Source organism: Paraburkholderia strydomiana (assembly GCF_031456815.1).
Classification (GTDB): Bacteria; Pseudomonadota; Gammaproteobacteria; order Burkholderiales; family Burkholderiaceae; genus Paraburkholderia; species Paraburkholderia caledonica.
Genome location: NZ_JAVDVL010000001.1, coordinates 337,224 through 353,956, shown reverse-complemented (window position 1 = coordinate 353,956; position 16,733 = coordinate 337,224). Strand labels below are relative to the sequence as shown.

The window sequence follows — 16,733 nt, the reverse complement described above, 5'->3', positions numbered from 1 at the left end:
CCGAAATTCAACGCAAAAGGAGTGCCAATGATGGTCAGTTCACAACAGGCGTCGCGTGCGAGACTGCGCCGCCATCTCGTGTCCCGCTGCCTCGTCACGGCAGGGATCGTCGCGCTCGCCGCGCCTTCGTTCTTCATTCCCGCCGCGCACGCCGCCGATGACGCGATGCGCGTCGGCGTGCTGATTCCCGGTTCGAAGACCGACAAGGGCTGGATGGAATCGGGTTATGACGGCGTCGTGGCCGCGCAGAAAGAGTTCGGCCCGAAGCTGAAGACCCAGGTCATCGAGAACATCAACTACGCGGACATGGAGCAGGCGCTCACGAATCTCGCGAGCCGGAATCAACTGGTGATCGGCATCGGCGGACAGACGCAGGCCGCCGTGCTGAAGATCGCGAAGCGCTTTCCCAATGTGAAGTTCTCGATCGTCGGCGGCAACAAGGGCGACAACATGCCGCCGAACGTGGCCGGGTACGACGTGAAGCAGGCTGAAATCGCATTCGTCGCGGGCGCTGCCGCCGCGATGCTGTCGAAGAACGGCGCGGTGAGCTATGTAGGCGGCATGGAGATTCCGTCTATCGTCAACGCAGGCAAGGAGTTCGGCAACGGCGCGCACTACGTGAACCCGAAGGTGAAGTACTTTGAGAGCTATACCGGCGACTTCGACAACGTCGCGAAAGCGCGTGAAGCAACCGCCGCTGCGGTCGCGCAGGGCGCCGACGTGCATTACCACATTCTCAATCTCGGTTTGCGCGGGCTGGAGCAGGCGGCCAAGGAGAAGAACACGCATATCATCGGCAGCTATACGGACCGTTGCGGCAGCGATCCGCTGTACGTCGCGTACAGCATCACGGGTGTCGGCTATCAGGCGCAGTACGCGATCGAGCAGCTCGAGAAAGGGCAATGGCAGCCGGGCTACAAGGCGTTCGGCCTCGCGATGGGTCCCAAGGCATCCGGCATGGTGATCTGCAAATCCACACCCGCGATGGATGCGAAGCTCAAGCAGATCGAAGAAGACATCCTGAGCGGCAAGATCAAGGTCTCCGAAGGATGAGCGCGCTCCCTGCCGCCGCCGCGCGCGCGGAGCCGATTCTCTCCCTGACGGATATCGGCAAGCACTTTGGCTCGTTTACCGCGCTCGAAGGCGTGTCGCTCGACCTGATGCCGGGCGATGTGCACTGCCTGCTCGGCGAAAACGGCGCGGGCAAGTCGACGCTGTGCAACGTGATCTTCGGCGTTCATCAGCCGGATGCGGGCGCGATGCATGTGAATGGCACGCCCTATCGCCCGAAGAATCCGCGCGAGGCGCTGTCGCACGGCATCGCGATGGTGCATCAGCATTTCAGTCTCGTCGACGACGCGAGCGTGCTCGACAACCTGCTGCTCGGGCAGGCGCGCGGCTGGCTCAACCGTCAGCGCGAGGCGGCGCGGCTGCGCGAAGTGCTGGAGAGCGTCGGGCTGACGTTGCAGCTCGATGCGAAGGTCGCGGATCTGTCGGTGGGCGAGCGGCAGCGCATCGAAATCGTCAAGTGCCTGATGCGCGAACCGCGTCTTCTGCTGCTCGACGAGCCGACAGCGGTGCTGCTGCCTGCCGAGATCGACGCCTTGCTCGATACCTGTGAGCGTGTCGCGAAGCGGGGCTGCGCCGTGGTGCTGGTCACACACAAGCTGAAGGAGATCTGCCGGATCGCCACGCATGCGACGGTGTTGCAGTCGGGCCGGGTGGTCGCGCGTTCGGCGGCGCCATCGGCGGAGATCGACCGGCTCGTGCACGCGATGATTCATCGTCCGGATCACGAGCTTGGCGAGACGGACGACGATATGGCAAGCCGCCTGTCGCTTGCGGAATCGCGCTCGCCGTATTCGCGACCGCTGACGGAAGAAGTGCTGCAGATCGACGGACTGAGCGCGCGCGATGCCGAAGGCGTCACGCGTCTTGAGCATTGCACGCTCGTCGTGAATCGCGGCGAGATCGTCGGCATAGCGGGCGTGGAGGGCAACGGGCAAAGCGAACTCGGTGCGGTGCTGGCGGGCATGGCGAGCGCATCTGCGGGGCGCTTCTTCGTTGCGGGGCAAGACATGACGCATGCGAGCCCGCGCGAACTCACGCAGGCGGGCGTGGGCATCGTGCCGGAAGACCGTCACGCGGTGGGTTGCGTGACGGGCATGAGTGTCGTCGACAACCTGCTGCTCAATCATCTGGATCGCTACACGCGCGCCGGTTTTTTGCGCCGCCGTGCGATGCGCGCCGCCGCGCTGGATCTGATGCAGCGGTTCGACGTGCGGGCAAGCGGGCCCGACGCGCTGTTCGGCGGGCTGTCCGGCGGCAATCAGCAGAAGGCCGTGCTGGCGCGCGAGCTGACACTCGATCCGCTGCTGTTCCTGCTCGCCGCGCAGCCGACGCGCGGACTCGATGTCGGCGCGGTCGCCGCCGTGTACTCGCACATTCGCGCCGCGCGCGATCGCGGCGTGGGCGTGTTGCTGATTTCCTCGGAACTCGACGAACTGATGAGCGTCGCCGATCGCATCGTCGTGCTGTATCGCGGCCGCATCATGGGCACCTGCACGCCCGAGGCGAGCAATCGCGGCCGCATCGGCGCATGGATGGCGGGCGCGGGAGAACCTTCATGAATCCGCATATGAAGTCGCAGACCTTGTTTGGCGCCGCGCACGGCGCGCAAGGCTGGCGCACGCGTTTGCCGCATTGGCGCGTCGCCGGCGTGATCGCAGCGGCCGTGGCGGTCGCGATGCTTGCCGCGCTGCTGTTGATCGCGCTGATGGGCGTGCCCGTCGGCGATGCACTCGCGGCCTTTGCCGACGGCGCATGGGGCTCGCCGTATGCGATCGGCGCGTCGATCAATCGCAGCCTCGCGTTCGCGCTCGTCGGCACGGGCTTTGTGATTGCAAACCGCGCGAAGCTCACCAACGTGGGCGGCGAAGGACAGATCGCGATTGGCGGCATCGTCGCGACAGCATTGAGTCTTTACGGCGGTTGCTCGCACCTGCCGCTGGGCCTGTCGTTCATCGTGCCGATGCTGGGCGCGGCGATGGCGGGCGCGGTGTGGGGCGGCGTGCCCGGCGTGCTGAAAGCGAAGGCCGGCACCAATGAAGTGATCAGCACCTTGTTGCTGTCGTTCATCGCCGTGTGGCTGCTCTACTGGTGCGTGCAGAGCGAAGCCTTGCTGCGCCAGCCGATGAGCAACGCGGCGACCTTGCCCGAATCGCTCGAAATCCCCGACTTGACCAAGCTCCCGGCGATCTTCGCCGCGAGCGGAATGAACCTCAATATCGGCCTGCCGGTGAGCGTCGCGCTCGCGTTCGCTTCCGCGATTCTTCTCACGCGCACACGCTTCGGACTGTCACTGCGCGCCGCGGGCCTCAACGCGATCGCGGCTAAACGCGCGGGCTTGCCGATCACCTCGTCGATCGTGGGCGCGCTCGCGCTCGCTGGTGCGTTCAGCGGCCTCGCCGGCGCACTGATGCTGCAAGGCGACCAGTACTCGCTGAAAGCAGGCTTCTCGTCGGGCTACGGCTTCGACGGCCTGGTGGTCGGCCTGCTCGCGCGCGGTTCGATCACAGGCGTGTTCGCGGCGGCGCTGCTGTTCGGCTTTCTGCGCTCGGGCGGCATCAACATGGAGATGATCGCGCAGGTGCCGTCGGCGCTCGTGCTGATCGTGCAGGGCATCGTCACGATCGCGCTCGCGGGCGGCGCGATGTGGCTCGACAGGGGAGACGCACGGCAATGAATCTCGAACTTCTCGCGGTATTCGCGGGCGCGTCGATCCGCCTTGCTGCGCCGATGATGCTCGCCTCGACGGGCGAACTCGTGAGCGAGCGCGCGGGCGTGCTCAACATGAGCGTCGAAGGCATGATGCTGACGGGCGCGTTTCTCGGCGCGACGTTTTCGTGGCTCACGGGCAATCCCGTCATCGGCTTGTTGTGCGGCATGCTCGGCGTGATTCCGCTCGCGCTGCTGCAGGCCTTTCTCAGTGTGACGATGCGCGCGAACCAGATCGTGACGGGCATCGGCATCAACATTCTGGCGCTCGGCGGCACCACGCTCGCGTACCGGATGATATTCGGCGAACGGTCGAGCGCGGTGATCCCGGGGCTCGCGCATTGGTCGCCGCCCGTGCTCGGCAAGATTCCCGTACTCGGCGAGCCGGTCTTCGGGCAGGTCTGGCTGCTGTATGCGGGGCTTGCCGTGCTGATCGGCACATCCGTCGTGATGCGGCGCACGGCGTTGGGCGTCGCGCTGCATGCGACCGGCGTCGCGCCTCGTGCGGTGGATCAGTCGGGACTCGGCGTCGCGCGGCTCCGCTACGGCGCCGTGGTGTTTTCGGGCGTGATGTCGGCGGCGGCGGGCTGCTTTCTGTCGATCGGCGACATTCACACGTTCACGGAAGGCATGACCAACGGCGCAGGATATCTGGCGATTGCCGCGATCATCTTCGGCAACTGGAAGGTCGGCCGCACGGCGCTTGCGTGCCTGCTATTCGGGGCGGCGACGGCCATGCAATTCCAGCTGCCGATGTTCGGCCTGCATGTGCCGACGGCGCTGCTGATCATGCTGCCGTATCTGCTCGCGCTGGTGGCCGTGGCCGGCCTGATTGGCCGCCAGTCCGCGCCGCCCGCGCTCACCCAGCCGTTCCGGCGCTGACACGGCGCGAGCGCTCGGGGCGCGGCGGAGTACCATAGCGATTCGCCGCGCCATCTTCCCACTTTGATCGATACCATGCCACGCAACGCCCCTGCATCCAGCGCACGCTCCCGGGACACGAAGGAAGCGCCAACGCGTCGCCAGCAGCTTGCGGCGAAGACACGCGAGCGCATCTTCCGGATCGCGATCAAGGAGTTCGCCGACAAAGGCTTCAGCGGCGCGCGCGTGGAAGGCATCGCGAGCCGCGCGAAGGTCAACATCCGCATGATCTATCACTACTTCGGCGGCAAGGAGATGCTGTACGTCGAAGTGCTGGAGCATGTGCTCGAGCGGCTGCGCGAAGCCGAGCTCGCCGTTGCGCCGGATGTGCAGACGGTCGAACCCGTAGCGGGCATCGTCCAGCTTTACGATTTCATCGAAGGACACTTCGCCGCGCACCCCGAACTGCTGTGTCTGCTGTCGTGGGAGAACCTCAACCGCGCGCGCTACCTGAAACGTTCGAAGGCCATTCCGGAGATGTCGTCGCCCGTGCTCGACAAGCTGCGCACGCTGCTCAAGCGCGGCGAGGCCGCGCGCACGCTGCGCAAGGGGATCGACCCGCTGCACATGTACGTGACGCTCGTGAGTCTCGCGTACTTTCACAAGTCCAATGCGTACACGCTCTCGCGCATGTTCGCGACGGAAATGCTCGAGCCTTCATGGCAGGCTGCGCACAAGGCGCAGGCGCACGAACTGGTGCGCGCGTTTCTCGCCGGCGCACACGTGCCGGAACTGGCGGCGCATGCCTGAGCGGATGCCTGAGCGGATGCCGCAGGTTGCGTGCGGCGCGCTTCAACGAACGCTTGCCCGCTTGCGCGCGATCGACCTCGCGATGAGCAGCCCGCCAATCATTACCAGCAGCGAGATCAGGGTCGTCATCGTGCCGAGCGCGTAAATGACGGGGGTGGTCACCGATGTCGTCAAGCCCTGCAATTCCAGCGGCAACGTGTTCTGATCGCCGATTGCCTGCGAGGTGCGGGCGATTTCGTCCCAGGACAGCGTAAAGCCGAACATCGCGACGCCGATGACGGAGGGCCCGATGATGGGAAGCACGACATTCTTGAACGATTGCCACGGCGAGGCCCCGAGATCGCGCGCGGCTTCTTCGAATGCGGGATTGAAGCGGTTGAACACGGCGAACATCACGAGCAGGCCGAACGGCAGGGTCCAGGTGAGATGCGCGCCGAGCGCGGACGTGTAGAGACCCATCGACGTCGTCCAGCCGTCTGCGAACGACGGGAAGCCCCACGCGTTCGCCAGATACTTGATGAGCGTGTCGAGCAGACGGAACGTCAGCCCGATGCCGAGCGACACGATGATCGACGGCATGATCAGACTCGCGACCGACACGTAAAAAACCGCCGTGTCGCCGCGAAAGCGGCGCCTGAATGCGAGGCCCGCGCTCACCGAGAACAGGACCGTCAACACGGTGACGGCAAGAGCGAGTTTGACTGAACGCCCGAATGCGGCCCAGATATCGACATCGCCGACGCCGTCGCGCAAGACGGCGAACCAGTGTAGCGACACACCGCGCATTGGAAAGGTCAAGCCGCCCTCCGGACCCTGAAAAGACAGAATGAAGATCGTGATGACCGGGCCGTACAGAAACAGCACGAAGAGCCCGAAGAGCAGGGCGAGCCAGTAGAAGCTCGCGGGCCGCTGCTCGCGGTGGCGGGCGAGAAGTCGCATGTCACAGTTCCTTTCTGATGTCGACGGCGCGCGTCAGCGTCCATACGATCATGAGCACGACGGCGAGCAAAATGATCGCGTTGGCTGCCGCGGCGGGGAATTGCAGATATCCCGTTTGCACCTGGATGATCTTGCCCACCGAAGCGATCTGTTGTCCACCCATGACCCCGACGGTGAGGAAGTCGCCCATCACGATCGTGACGACGAAAATGGAGCCGATCACGATGCCTGTCTTCGACAGCGGCAACACCACGTCGCGGATCACCTGCCAGCTGCTCGCACCGCCGTCGCGCGCGGCTTCGAACAACGAGCGGTCGATGCGCATCATTGCGTTGAAGATCGGCACGATCATGAAGAACGTGTACAGATGCACGAACGCGAGCACGACGGAGAAGCTGGAATACAGCAGCCAGTCGAGCGGCTGATCGACGAGATGCGCGGACATCAGCGCCTGATTGACGAGCCCGTTGCGGCCGAGCAGCGGAATCCACGAGATCATGCGGATCACGTTGGAGGTCCAGAAAGGAATGGTGCAGACGAGAAACAGCACCGTCTGCATCGCGGTCGTGCGAACGTGAAACGCGAGGAAATACGCGATCGCGAAGCCGAGCACGAGCGTCACCGCCCAGACGATCGCGCAGAACCTGAGCGTCGACCAGTAGGTCTTGAAGGTGACGCACACATCCGTCAGCGAGCCGCAACCGTCGAATATCGCCGCGTAATTCTTCAACGTGAAGGCCGGGATGATCTGATACTCGTTGAAGTCCCAGAAGCTCACGATCAACGTGATCAAGAGCGGCACGATGAAGAAGAACGCGAACGTCAGCGTGAGCGGCGTGGCTTGCAGCCAGGCGCTCACGCGTCGATGGCGCGCGGGCATTCGCTTCGTTTGCTGCAGATAGTCGACCGAGGCCATCGTTACACTCCGGGCTGATGCGTGAGGACCGTCATGCCGCGATGAATTCGTTCCACTTCTGCACCATGTAGATGTTCTCGTCCATCACGGCGTTCCAGCACGCAATGGCGCCCATGCGCTGGTTGTACGAGCCGCCATCGCGCACGCTGCCCGCCTTTTCGAGCAACTGTCCGTCGGGTGCCTTGATGTCCTGCGCGGCGGGCTTGCCTTCCATCCAGTAGTCCCATTCGTAGGCCTGCATATGCGACTTTGCCGTTTCCGTGACGCCGGGGTAGTAGCCCTGGCGCATCAGATAGGCGCCCGCCCAGCCGTCCTGAAACCAGTTGACGAACTCATACGCCGCGTCGAGCTTCTTGCCTTGCAGCGAGCGTGGAAAGCCAAAGCCCGATGCCCATGAACGATAGCCTTCCTTGAGCGGCTGGAACTTGCAGGCGATGCCCATCGTGCGCACTTTCGTGACGGCGGGCGACCACATCGACTGGATCACGACTTCGCCCGAGGCCATCAGGTTCACGCTCTCGTTGAAGTCGCGCCAGAATGCGCGGAACTGGCCGGCGCGCTTCGCTTCGATCAGTATCTTGATGGTCTGGTCGATTTCGGCTTTGGTCATGTTGCCCTTGTCGCCGTACTTCACGCGGCCCGTCGCTTCGATCGCCATGGCCGCATCCATGATGCCGATGGCGGGAATGTTCAGCAGCGCCGCCTTGCCCTTGAATTGCGGATTGAGCAGGTCTGCCCAGCTCGTCACGGGACGGGCGATCAGATCAGGGCGAATGCCGAGCGTGTCGGCGTTGTACGTGGTCGGGATGAGCGTCATCCATTCCGTCGGCGTGGTGGAAAACTCCGTGGAGCGCGCGCCCTTGAGGAACATCACCTTCTTCGGCGCGGTGCCCTGATCGCCGATCTTCTTGCCGTCCACTTCACCCTTCGTGAGCACGGGGGTGATCTTGTCGGCGAGCTTGATGCGCTTCGCGTCCATGCCCGCGAGCGTGCCGGCGGGAATGAGTTTCCTGAGCGCGAAGTACTCGGTGTCGACGATATCGAATGAATTGGGTTGCGTGATGATGCGCTTGGTGACGTCGTCGGTAGTCACGGGGATGTATTGAATCTCGATGCCCGTGTCTGCCTTGAACTTCTTGGCAATCTCCGCGCTCTGGTTGACGGCCGTGCCCAGGTAGCGCAGCGTGATTTTTTCTTGTGCGTGCACATACGGAAAACCCGCGATGCCCGCCGCCGCGACGGCGCCCTTGACGAACGTGCGGCGTGACATGCCCTTGCTGACGGTCTCTTCTTCAACGTGTTGCGCGGGTGCTGCCAGCTTGTCGTCGTTCATTGCTTTCTCCTCGAAGGATTATCGTTGGGTTGTGATTTTGGGCATTACGCCGCGAGCGGATGGGCGTTCTGCTCGTCCCACCAGACAGTCACGCGCGCGTCCGGTCCGAGACGTTGCGGGTCGTAGTCGGCGTCGCTCATCAGCGAGACCAGCGCGGGAGAACCATCCAGCGGATCGAGCGTGATGCGCAGGTGCGTGCCCTGGTACTCCGCTTCGCGCACCGTGCACGCGAGCCCGCCGATGCGGCTCAAGCCGCTTTCGCTCGCACTCGTGCCGGGCGTGACGCCTTGCGGCGCGATGCGCAGACGGTCGGCCCGTACAGTGAAGAGCCGGCCGTTCGCGCCGAGCACGTTATGGCCGCCGAGAAAGCGCGCGACGAATTCCGTGCGCGGCTGGTTGAAGACCTCGAACGGTGTGCCCGTCTGTTCGATATGGCCGTGACTCATCACCACCACGAGATCGGCGAGCGCCATCGCTTCTTCCTGTGAATGCGTGACGTGCACGAAGGTAATGCCGAGCTCCTTCTGCCAGCGTTTCAGTTCGGCTCGCATCTGCACGCGCAGGAACGGGTCGAGCGCCGAGAGCGGTTCGTCGAGCAGGAGGCAGCGCGGTTCGTTGAGCAACGCGCGCGCGAGTGCGACGCGCTGCTGCTGGCCGCCCGAAAGCTCGGCGGGCCTGCGGTGCGCGTAGGCCGACATCTCGACGAGTTCGAGGAGTTCGCCGGCGCGGTTTCTGCGCACCTCTTTGGCGACGCCGCGCATCTTGAGGCTGAACGCGACGTTGTCGAGTGCGGACAGATGCGGAAACAGCGCATAGCTCTGAAACACCATTGCCGTGCCGCGCGAGGCAGGCGGCTCGCGAGTGACATTGCGGCCGCCGATCAGCACGTCGCCGTCGGACACCGACTCGTGACCCGCGATCATGCGCAAGGTCGAGGTCTTGCCGCAACCTGACGGACCGAGCAGGCAGCAGTAAGCGCCACCGGGAATGCGCAGGTCGATGGCGTCGACGGCGAGCGAATCGCCATAGCGCTTCGATACATGCACGAGCTCAATGTCGGCTGGGCTTGCATGAACCACAGTGGATGCCGGCTGAACCATGAAGGTTTGTCCTGAGTGTAGACACGAGTGGAATACGGCGAGCGTGCAGGGGCACGGCGCATGCAGCCCGGGGGCTTTTGCAAGTCGTATGCCATTCGCGATGGTGTCGACCGCGCGCGAGACCAACAGCGAGCGCCAACGTGCCTGCTGACCGCATGTGTCGACACGTTGGCGCGCATATTGCACACGATCGCAGGCCCCGATCGTCAGCACTTGCCGATGCATTCCGTGTGCGATCGCAGTGCAGATTTCGTTCGGATTGGGGCACGAACTAACCAAACCGGATCATTCACACGTGACAATGAACGACTACAAGCGAGAGCCGTGTGCTTCGTTGGGTTTCCTAAAGACACATGGCCGATTCGACTATCAGCCGGTTCGTGAAGGCAACGGCTACGCCTGGCCGAACGGCGCTCGGCTCGCGGTCTACCTTGGCTTCAACCTGGAGCATTTTGCGTTCGGCGAAGGGCTGGGCGCGGCGCTCGGGCCGCTGTCGCCGCAGCCTGACGTGCTGAACTACAGCTGGCGCGAGTACGGCAACCGCGTCGGCGCGTGGCGGTGCATCGAATTGTTCGACTCGCTCGACATGCCGGCGGGCACGCTCATCAATACGTCGCTGTACGATCACTGCCCCGCGCTGATCGACGCATGCGTGGCGCGCGGCGACGAACTGATTGCTCATGGCCACACGAACGCGCAGCGTCAAAGCGATCTGGATCGGGACGACGAGCGCGCGCTGCTCGCGCATTGCCGCGCGCGCATCCGCGAGTGTTCCGGCGTCGTGCCGGAAGGCTGGCTGTCACCGTGGATCTCGGAGTCGCATGCGACTCCGGACCTGCTTGCGGAAACGGGCTATCGCTACACGCTCAACTGGTGTCACGACGATCGCCCCGTGCGCATGCACACGAGCGCGGGACCGCTCTGGTCGATTCCCTATCCGCAGGAGTTGAACGATCTGCCGATGATCATGGCGCGGCAGATGGACATGCGCGATTTCGCGGACATGATCGTCGACCAGTTCGACGAAATGCTCGAGCAGACCCAGCGTACGCGCGAGTCTCAGGCGTTAGTGATGGGGATTGCGCTGCACCCGTACATCGTCGGCCAGCCATACCGGTTGCGGCATTTGCGCCGAGCGCTCGCGCATGTTGCCAACGCGCGCGACGACATCTGGCTCACCACGCCCGGCGCGATTGCGCGTCATGTCGAGGAGGCCGTGCCCGCACCGGCGCAAGCCGCATGAGCACCGTGCGTGCGGTTGCGCGGAACGGCCAGCGCGACGAGGTGAGCGCGGATGGACGGATCTATCAGTCGATCTTCGAAGGGGTGTTGAATCAGAGGCTTACGCCTGGTACCAAGCTGCCCGAGCCGGAACTGTGCGCGCTGTTCGGCGTGGGCCGCGCGGTGGTGCGGCGCGCGCTGGAGAAGCTCGCTCATGACGGCGTCGTCGTATTGCGGCCGAACAAAGGCGCGGTGATCGCGCAACCGACGCGCGAGGAAACGCGCGAAATTTTCGAGGCGCGGCGCGCGGTCGAGCGTGCGCTCGTCGAGCTTGCGGCGCAGCGTGCGAGCGTCGAGGACATCAGCGCACTGCGCAAGCAACTTGCCGACGAGCACGAAGCGATGCATCGCTTCGATCAGCCGTCGTGGGCGCGGCTTGCCAGCGAATTCCATCTGCGTATCGCCGCACTGTCCGGCAATGCGATTCTGGAGCGCTATCTGACGGAGCTGATCTCGCGCAGTTCGCTGATTGTCGGCGCGTACGAGCGGGTGGGCAATGCGCCCTGCGAGCATGACGAGCACACGGCTATTCTCGACTGCCTCGAATCGCGCGATGCGGCAGGTGCGATTGCGCATATGACCGCGCATCTGCAAAGTCTGGAAGCGCGCATCGAGACATCGGACATGCCGGGAACGAAGCGGCTTGCGCATCTGCTCGGCATCGAACCGCATCGATCAACCTCTACGGAATGACATGCAAATCGACTTCGAAGCGATCACCGAATATCAGCGCTACAAGCTGATGGCGAGTCTGATCGTGCCGCGGCCCATCGCGCTCGTGACCACGCTTGGCGCGGACGGCACCGTCAATGCGGCGCCGTTCTCGATGTTCAACATGGTTGGCGAGGAACCGCCGATCGTCATGTTGAGTATCAACCGGCTGGCAGACGGCACGCTGAAAGACACCGCCGTGAACATTCCGCGCGAAAAGGAGTTCGTCGTGCATCTCGCCGACGAGCCGATTGCGCAGCAGATGCATCGCTGCGGCGAGCGCTTTGCGCCCGATATCAGCGAACTCGATGAGGTGGGTTTTTCAGCGATGGCGTCGACGCGCGTGAAGCCGCCCCGCATCGCGCAGGCGCCCGTCGCGTTCGAATGCGCGCTGTGGGAGACCCTTGAAACGCCGAGCCGCCACATTTTTATCGGCAAGGTGCTGATGCTGCATGTGCGGGACGAGTTGATCGACATCGAAACCTGGCGAGTGCGATTGCAGCACTACTTTCCGGTGGGCCGCTTCGGCGCGAGCGACTATGTCACGACACGCGATCGCTTCCAGTTGTGATGCGGGTCGCTGCCACGACCCGATGCGCACCGGCCATGCCGAACAAGGGCTTGCAGAAGTGGAAGGAAGGTCGGTACAGTCCTTTCATATCGTCTGCAATCGTTTTGGCCAACTATCATGCTTCTCCGCATTCATCACGCTGCAATCATTTGTTCGAATTACGAGGTGTCTCGCCGCTTCTACACGGAGATTCTCGGCCTTCAGATAGTGGCCGAGCATTACAGGGAGCATCGACAGTCATACAAGCTGGACCTCATGCTTCCCGACGGATCGCAGGTTGAGCTGTTTTCGTTTCCGGATGCGCCGCTTCGACCGTCCTATCCGGAAGCGTGCGGCTTGCGTCATCTTGCTTTTGGCGTGAGCGACGTCGATGTCTGTAAAGCGTTGCTTGAATCTAAGGGAGTTCTGGTTGAGGACGTACGCATCGACGAATATACAAACAGGCGTTTCGTTTTCTTCGCGGACCCTGATGGGCTTCCACTGGAGTTATACGAGGTGGGGGCTGGGCTTAGCCACAAGCAGTCGGTCTGAACCGTTGGGTAGGTTGGCGACGATCGTCGCGCTCCCATTCTCGCTACATTGTGTTTGGACAACTTCGATCTGTTGTTCGAACTAGGCGTCACTATCCGAATCGATGGCAGCGAGGCTTAGGCCTGAGAGTCAAACGGTCGGCAAGACGATCGCAAGCTCGCCCTCCGATGCGAATGGCTTTCATTTTTCGGGTCCATTGCCCGCACATTCGACCCATCCCTCCCTACGAAACCCCGGATTTGCTTTATTGAACGGTTAGTCATAATATCCGTGAAATGAAATCAACCGGTCATCCGCAATCTTCGTCAAAGCCTTCATCGAAGAAGGGCGAGGTCTGCGCGCGCGGCCGCCCGCGCGAGTTCGACACCGAGGCCGTGCTCGCGAGCGCGAGCCAGGTGTTCTGGAACCACGGCTACCACGCCACCTCGATCGAGGACTTGTGCAAGGCCACCGGCCTGTTGCGCGGCAGCCTGTATGGCGTGTTCGGCGACAAGCACGGCATCATGCTCGCCGCGCTGGACCACTACGCCGAGGGCTCGGTCGCGCGTCTCGCCGAGCGCCTCAATGCGCCGGTGCCGCCTGAAGAGGCGCTGCGCAACGCGTTGCTCCACTACGCGCGTGTCGCATGCGCACTGACGGGCGAGCGCAGTTGCTTCATTACGAATACCACCCTCGAAATGCAGCCCGGCGACGAGGAGCTGCGCAGCCGCGTTGCCGCGGTTCAACGCCGAATGGCGACGTTGCTGGCGGCGTCGGTGATCCGTGGCCAGGCAAGCGGCGCATTCAACTCGACGCTCGACGAAAAGGCGGTCGGCGATTTCCTGCTGTGCATCATGCAAGGCCTGCGCGTACTCGGGCGAGTCGCCCATAGGGAAGACGCTTTGATCAGCATCGTCGATGTCGCAATGCGAGCCCTCGTCTAAATTTTTTGCCGAATTATTGAACGTTCAGTCATGAAATCGGAACGAAATGGATCTCCCTCACTTGCTACCTTCGCCGATGCGGACGTCGTAAAGGGGTGCCCGACTGCGAACGTCGCGGTTTGCCCGGGCTCCGTCGCTGCCACCGCCGCGATGACAAGCGCTGCCGGCGCCGCAGCCCGAAAGGCGCCGGCCGGCGAACAGCCGGCGCCGCGTTTCGAACGTCAGGGGCTTGCGCTTGCAGTGCTGTTCGTCGGCGCTTTCCTTGCGCCGCTCGACTACTTCATCGTCAACCTCGCGCTGCCGTCGATCCGCATCGGTCTGAACGCGACGGACGCCCAGTTGCAACTCGTCGTGTCGGCCTATTCGTCCGTGTACGCGGTACTGCTCATCACCGGCGGGCGGCTCGGCGATCTGTTCGGCCGGCGTCGCATGTTCATGACGGGCATGGCCGCGTTCGTGGTCGCGTCGGCGCTGTGTGGTTTTGCGACCAGCGGTCACATGCTCGTGATCTCGCGCATCGTGCAGGGTATGGCGGCGGCGATCATGGCGCCGCAGGTGCTTGCGACGATCCGCGCGGTCGTGCCGCTGCATCAGCAGACGCGCGTGATGAGCTTTTACGGCTTCGTGTTCGGCCTCTCGTCGATCGTCGGGCAACTGGGCGGCGGCGCGCTGATCACGTATCGCCCGTTCGGGCTCGACTGGCGTGTCATCTTTCTGATCAATATTCCGATTGGGATCGCCGCGTTTCTCGGCACATGGAAGTTTGTGCCCGAGAACCAGCCAGCTACGCACGCCGGCCTCGATCTGAAGGGCGTCGCGCTGCTCTCAGCCGTGCTGCTGCTCATAATCTATCCAATGACGCATGGCCGGGAAGCCGGCTGGCCCGCATGGACCTTCGCGATGTTCGCGCTCGCCGTGCCCGCGTTCGCACTGTTCGTCGCCACCGAGCGGCGTGTTGAGCGCCGCGGCGGCCATCCGCTCGTCGATCTGCAACTGTTCCGCAACCGCGCGTTCGCGCTCGGCCTGGTGCTCGCGTTCCTCTTCTATTGCAACAGCGCATTCTTCCTGACCTACGGCATCTTCTTGCAAACGGGCTTGCACTGGACGCCGCTCGCATCAGGTATCGCGATCATGCCGTTCGCCATCGGCTTTGTGATTGGACCGCTCGCGTCGCCCGCGGTGGTCAAGCGCATCGGCGCTTATGTTCTCACGCTCGGATTTTCGATGATGACGCTAGGCTTCACGGTCACAGGCTGTGCCGCAGGAGCAGCCGCAGGCGCCGCGCCGGACCTGCCGTTCTACGTCGGCCTGGTATGCGCGGGAGTCGGTCAGGGTTTGCTGCTGCCGTCGATCATGCGCATCGTGCTGCTGGAGGTCGCCCCCGAAAAAGCAGGGCTCGCGTCGGGCGTGATTTCGTCGACATTGCAGATCGGCTCGGCGTTCGGCACGGCCGCTATCAGCGGCGCGTTCTTTGGCGCGGTGGGAGCGGCCGGCGCCGAGGCGGCGCCTGTCCGCTACGCCCACGCGTTCCAGCTGAGTCTCGCGATCAACGCCGTGCTGATGTTCGTCTGCATCGGCTTGAGCGTGCTGCTCGTGCGGCATCAGCAACTCGCGTTGCGGCGGGCCGCCGCAGCCGCTTGAAAATTGCCGCGCAGGTAATCGTTTTCATAGCTGTGTCTCCGGGAAAATCATTATGCTTTTCACACGGAATTCATTTTAATTACGATTGCATTTACCGGTGATTGAGTAGTTCACAGGTAATTCGGCGCCGCGAGGCAAATGGAAGGCTACCGCCCGACATTCAAAATTGTTTCAGTAATGAAGCATTTTGGGCCATGCATTTTCTACTCGACGCCAGCGCTGGAGCAGTAAGTCTTGCGTTCTGTGCGTTGCCGCACCGTCAAGGCTGCGGCGCGGCGCGGAGGCCGCTCCGGTTTAACCCGGCATTGCAGTGCGTCAAATTGTCTTTCCGGGTTTTATGAAATCGGTATCAATAAAAAGCACTTGCCGTATTTAATTTCGATTGTTAATCTGAACGCGTTTAGAGGTATCCCTCAATAGGTCTTAGTCGATAGACGGCGCAATGACTTGAATACTGCTAACGGTTCCGTAGAGGATTGATATGCTGACCGCTACCATTGACACGCTTACACCGCCTCCCGCCCGGTTCTCAATCGGCGACGTGGTCACGTTGAAAGACGGCGGCCCGCGCATGACTGTTACGTATGCGGGCCCGGTGGCGCTCAATCCCGGCGACTGGCTGATCTGCGAGTGGTTCGACGACCACGGCGAACTGCGCCGCGAAGTATTCGCGCCCTCCAGCGTGCGCGCCGAGCCGCGCTCCATCCCGGCGGGCTCCGTGCAGTGGAACCGGATAGGCCGCGCGGCATAACGGCTGCTGTTTCGGCGCCTGTTCCTGCTCCGGCTTTACCGGGCTTACTCCTGCGAACCATTCCGCGTTGTGCTGCGCCGTTGCACGCGCAGCAACAGCGCGGACGAAAACGCGCGCATGCGCACCACCTTGCGTTGTTCCTCCACGTCGCCCGCAAGGTTCTTCGGCGGGTTCGGCTGCAACGACCAGTAGAGCGCGAGCAGCCATCCAAGAACGGTCCACCCAAGGCACGCGTTGAATAGCGCGAGCGTCAGCACGTCGACGCGTTTGCGCCGATCGGCCAGAATCGCCGGCAGGAAATACAGCGCCAGCGCGATCATCACGGCGATGATCTGAACGACGGCCGTGTCATTCATATGTCGCCTCCTGGAAGAAGGTCCGCCTCGCGGTGGCCAAGGTCAATGCTGCGCTTACCGAGCGGGCCTGCACGCGCAGTTCATTCACCCGCAGTTCATTCACTAATTGTCGCGCGATTGTCTGACGCGTGCAGCCTGAATGAAAGCCTGGCGATGCAGACGCCAGTGGTGCACGCCGCCGTCCAGCAGTCCGACAGCACGCCCACGGCACGCACTACTGCACGCCCCACAG

Annotated in this window: 17 protein-coding genes; 12 read left to right on the top strand and 5 right to left on the bottom strand. The window is 63.2% G+C overall.

The window, feature by feature from the left end:
- Window positions 1-27 precede the first annotated feature (27 nt).
- From J2W46_RS01550 to J2W46_RS01530, 5 genes are all read left to right on the top strand, one after another.
- The gene (locus J2W46_RS01550) at window positions 28-1,053 is read left to right on the top strand and encodes a BMP family protein (protein WP_088173768.1); all 1,026 of its coding nucleotides are present in this window, start codon (window positions 28-30) and stop codon (window positions 1,051-1,053) included.
- Window positions 1,050-2,630, top strand: a complete 1,581-nt coding sequence (locus J2W46_RS01545; protein WP_310350705.1) for an ABC transporter ATP-binding protein — start codon at window positions 1,050-1,052, stop codon at window positions 2,628-2,630. The genes J2W46_RS01550 and J2W46_RS01545 overlap by 4 nt, the downstream gene beginning before the upstream one ends.
- The gene (locus tag J2W46_RS01540) at window positions 2,627-3,745 is read left to right on the top strand and encodes an ABC transporter permease (RefSeq protein WP_310350702.1); all 1,119 of its coding nucleotides are present in this window, start codon (window positions 2,627-2,629) and stop codon (window positions 3,743-3,745) included. Before J2W46_RS01545 ends, J2W46_RS01540 begins: the two co-directional genes overlap by 4 nt.
- Window positions 3,742-4,659 (top strand): ABC transporter permease, encoded by a 918-nt coding sequence (locus tag J2W46_RS01535; RefSeq protein ID WP_310350700.1) that lies wholly within the window; start codon window positions 3,742-3,744, stop codon window positions 4,657-4,659. The genes J2W46_RS01540 and J2W46_RS01535 overlap by 4 nt, the downstream gene beginning before the upstream one ends.
- 75 nt (window positions 4,660-4,734) lie before the next feature.
- Window positions 4,735-5,448, top strand: coding sequence for a TetR family transcriptional regulator (locus J2W46_RS01530; RefSeq protein WP_310350697.1), 714 nt, complete (start codon window positions 4,735-4,737; stop codon window positions 5,446-5,448).
- Window positions 5,449-5,490: 42 nt separating this feature from the next.
- Here J2W46_RS01530 and J2W46_RS01525 read toward each other — a convergent pair whose 3' ends face one another.
- The 4 genes from J2W46_RS01525 to J2W46_RS01510 are packed head-to-tail and all read right to left on the bottom strand — an operon-like array spanning window position 5,491 to window position 9,736.
- Window positions 5,491-6,387, bottom strand: coding sequence for an ABC transporter permease (locus tag J2W46_RS01525; protein ID WP_310350695.1), 897 nt, complete (start codon window positions 6,385-6,387; stop codon window positions 5,491-5,493).
- Window position 6,388: 1 nt separating this feature from the next.
- Window positions 6,389-7,303: an ABC transporter permease gene (locus J2W46_RS01520; RefSeq protein ID WP_214880269.1), complete on the bottom strand. Its 915-nt coding sequence runs from the start codon at window positions 7,301-7,303 to the stop codon at window positions 6,389-6,391.
- Between the two features lie 31 nt (window positions 7,304-7,334).
- Window positions 7,335-8,636, bottom strand: a complete 1,302-nt coding sequence (locus J2W46_RS01515) for an ABC transporter substrate-binding protein (protein ID WP_020067994.1) — start codon at window positions 8,634-8,636, stop codon at window positions 7,335-7,337.
- A gap of 44 nt (window positions 8,637-8,680) precedes the next feature.
- The gene (locus J2W46_RS01510) at window positions 8,681-9,736 is read right to left on the bottom strand and encodes an ABC transporter ATP-binding protein (RefSeq protein ID WP_310350692.1); all 1,056 of its coding nucleotides are present in this window, start codon (window positions 9,734-9,736) and stop codon (window positions 8,681-8,683) included.
- A 301-nt stretch (window positions 9,737-10,037) separates the two neighbouring features.
- Between J2W46_RS01510 and J2W46_RS01505 the strand changes: the two genes are divergently transcribed.
- The 7 genes from J2W46_RS01505 to J2W46_RS01475 all read left to right on the top strand — a co-directional run bounded on the left by J2W46_RS01505 (window position 10,038) and on the right by J2W46_RS01475 (window position 16,145).
- Window positions 10,038-10,979, top strand: a complete 942-nt coding sequence (locus J2W46_RS01505; protein ID WP_310351999.1) for a polysaccharide deacetylase family protein — start codon at window positions 10,038-10,040, stop codon at window positions 10,977-10,979.
- Window positions 10,976-11,710, top strand: a complete 735-nt coding sequence (locus tag J2W46_RS01500; RefSeq protein ID WP_310350690.1) for a GntR family transcriptional regulator — start codon at window positions 10,976-10,978, stop codon at window positions 11,708-11,710. The genes J2W46_RS01505 and J2W46_RS01500 overlap by 4 nt, the downstream gene beginning before the upstream one ends.
- Before the next feature lies 1 nt (window position 11,711).
- Window positions 11,712-12,299 carry a flavin reductase family protein gene (locus J2W46_RS01495; RefSeq protein ID WP_020067990.1) on the top strand — a complete coding sequence of 196 codons (588 nt, stop codon included), beginning with the start codon at window positions 11,712-11,714 and terminating at the stop codon, window positions 12,297-12,299.
- A 117-nt stretch (window positions 12,300-12,416) separates the two neighbouring features.
- Window positions 12,417-12,830 carry an SMU1112c/YaeR family gloxylase I-like metalloprotein gene (gene gloA2 / locus J2W46_RS01490; RefSeq protein WP_204521547.1) on the top strand — a complete coding sequence of 138 codons (414 nt, stop codon included), beginning with the start codon at window positions 12,417-12,419 and terminating at the stop codon, window positions 12,828-12,830.
- 275 nt (window positions 12,831-13,105) lie between these two features.
- A complete protein-coding gene (locus J2W46_RS01485; RefSeq protein ID WP_087754902.1) occupies window positions 13,106-13,753 on the top strand; it encodes a TetR/AcrR family transcriptional regulator in 648 nt (215 codons plus the stop codon).
- 30 nt (window positions 13,754-13,783) lie between these two features.
- Window positions 13,784-15,394: an MFS transporter gene (locus tag J2W46_RS01480; protein WP_204521545.1), complete on the top strand. Its 1,611-nt coding sequence runs from the start codon at window positions 13,784-13,786 to the stop codon at window positions 15,392-15,394.
- Between the two features lie 481 nt (window positions 15,395-15,875).
- Window positions 15,876-16,145 carry a YodC family protein gene (locus J2W46_RS01475; protein ID WP_020067965.1) on the top strand — a complete coding sequence of 90 codons (270 nt, stop codon included), beginning with the start codon at window positions 15,876-15,878 and terminating at the stop codon, window positions 16,143-16,145.
- 44 nt (window positions 16,146-16,189) lie between these two features.
- On the opposite strand, the gene J2W46_RS01470 is transcribed toward J2W46_RS01475, so the two are convergent.
- Window positions 16,190-16,501: a superinfection immunity protein gene (locus J2W46_RS01470; protein ID WP_087754900.1), complete on the bottom strand. Its 312-nt coding sequence runs from the start codon at window positions 16,499-16,501 to the stop codon at window positions 16,190-16,192.
- Window positions 16,502-16,733: the final 232 nt, after the last annotated feature.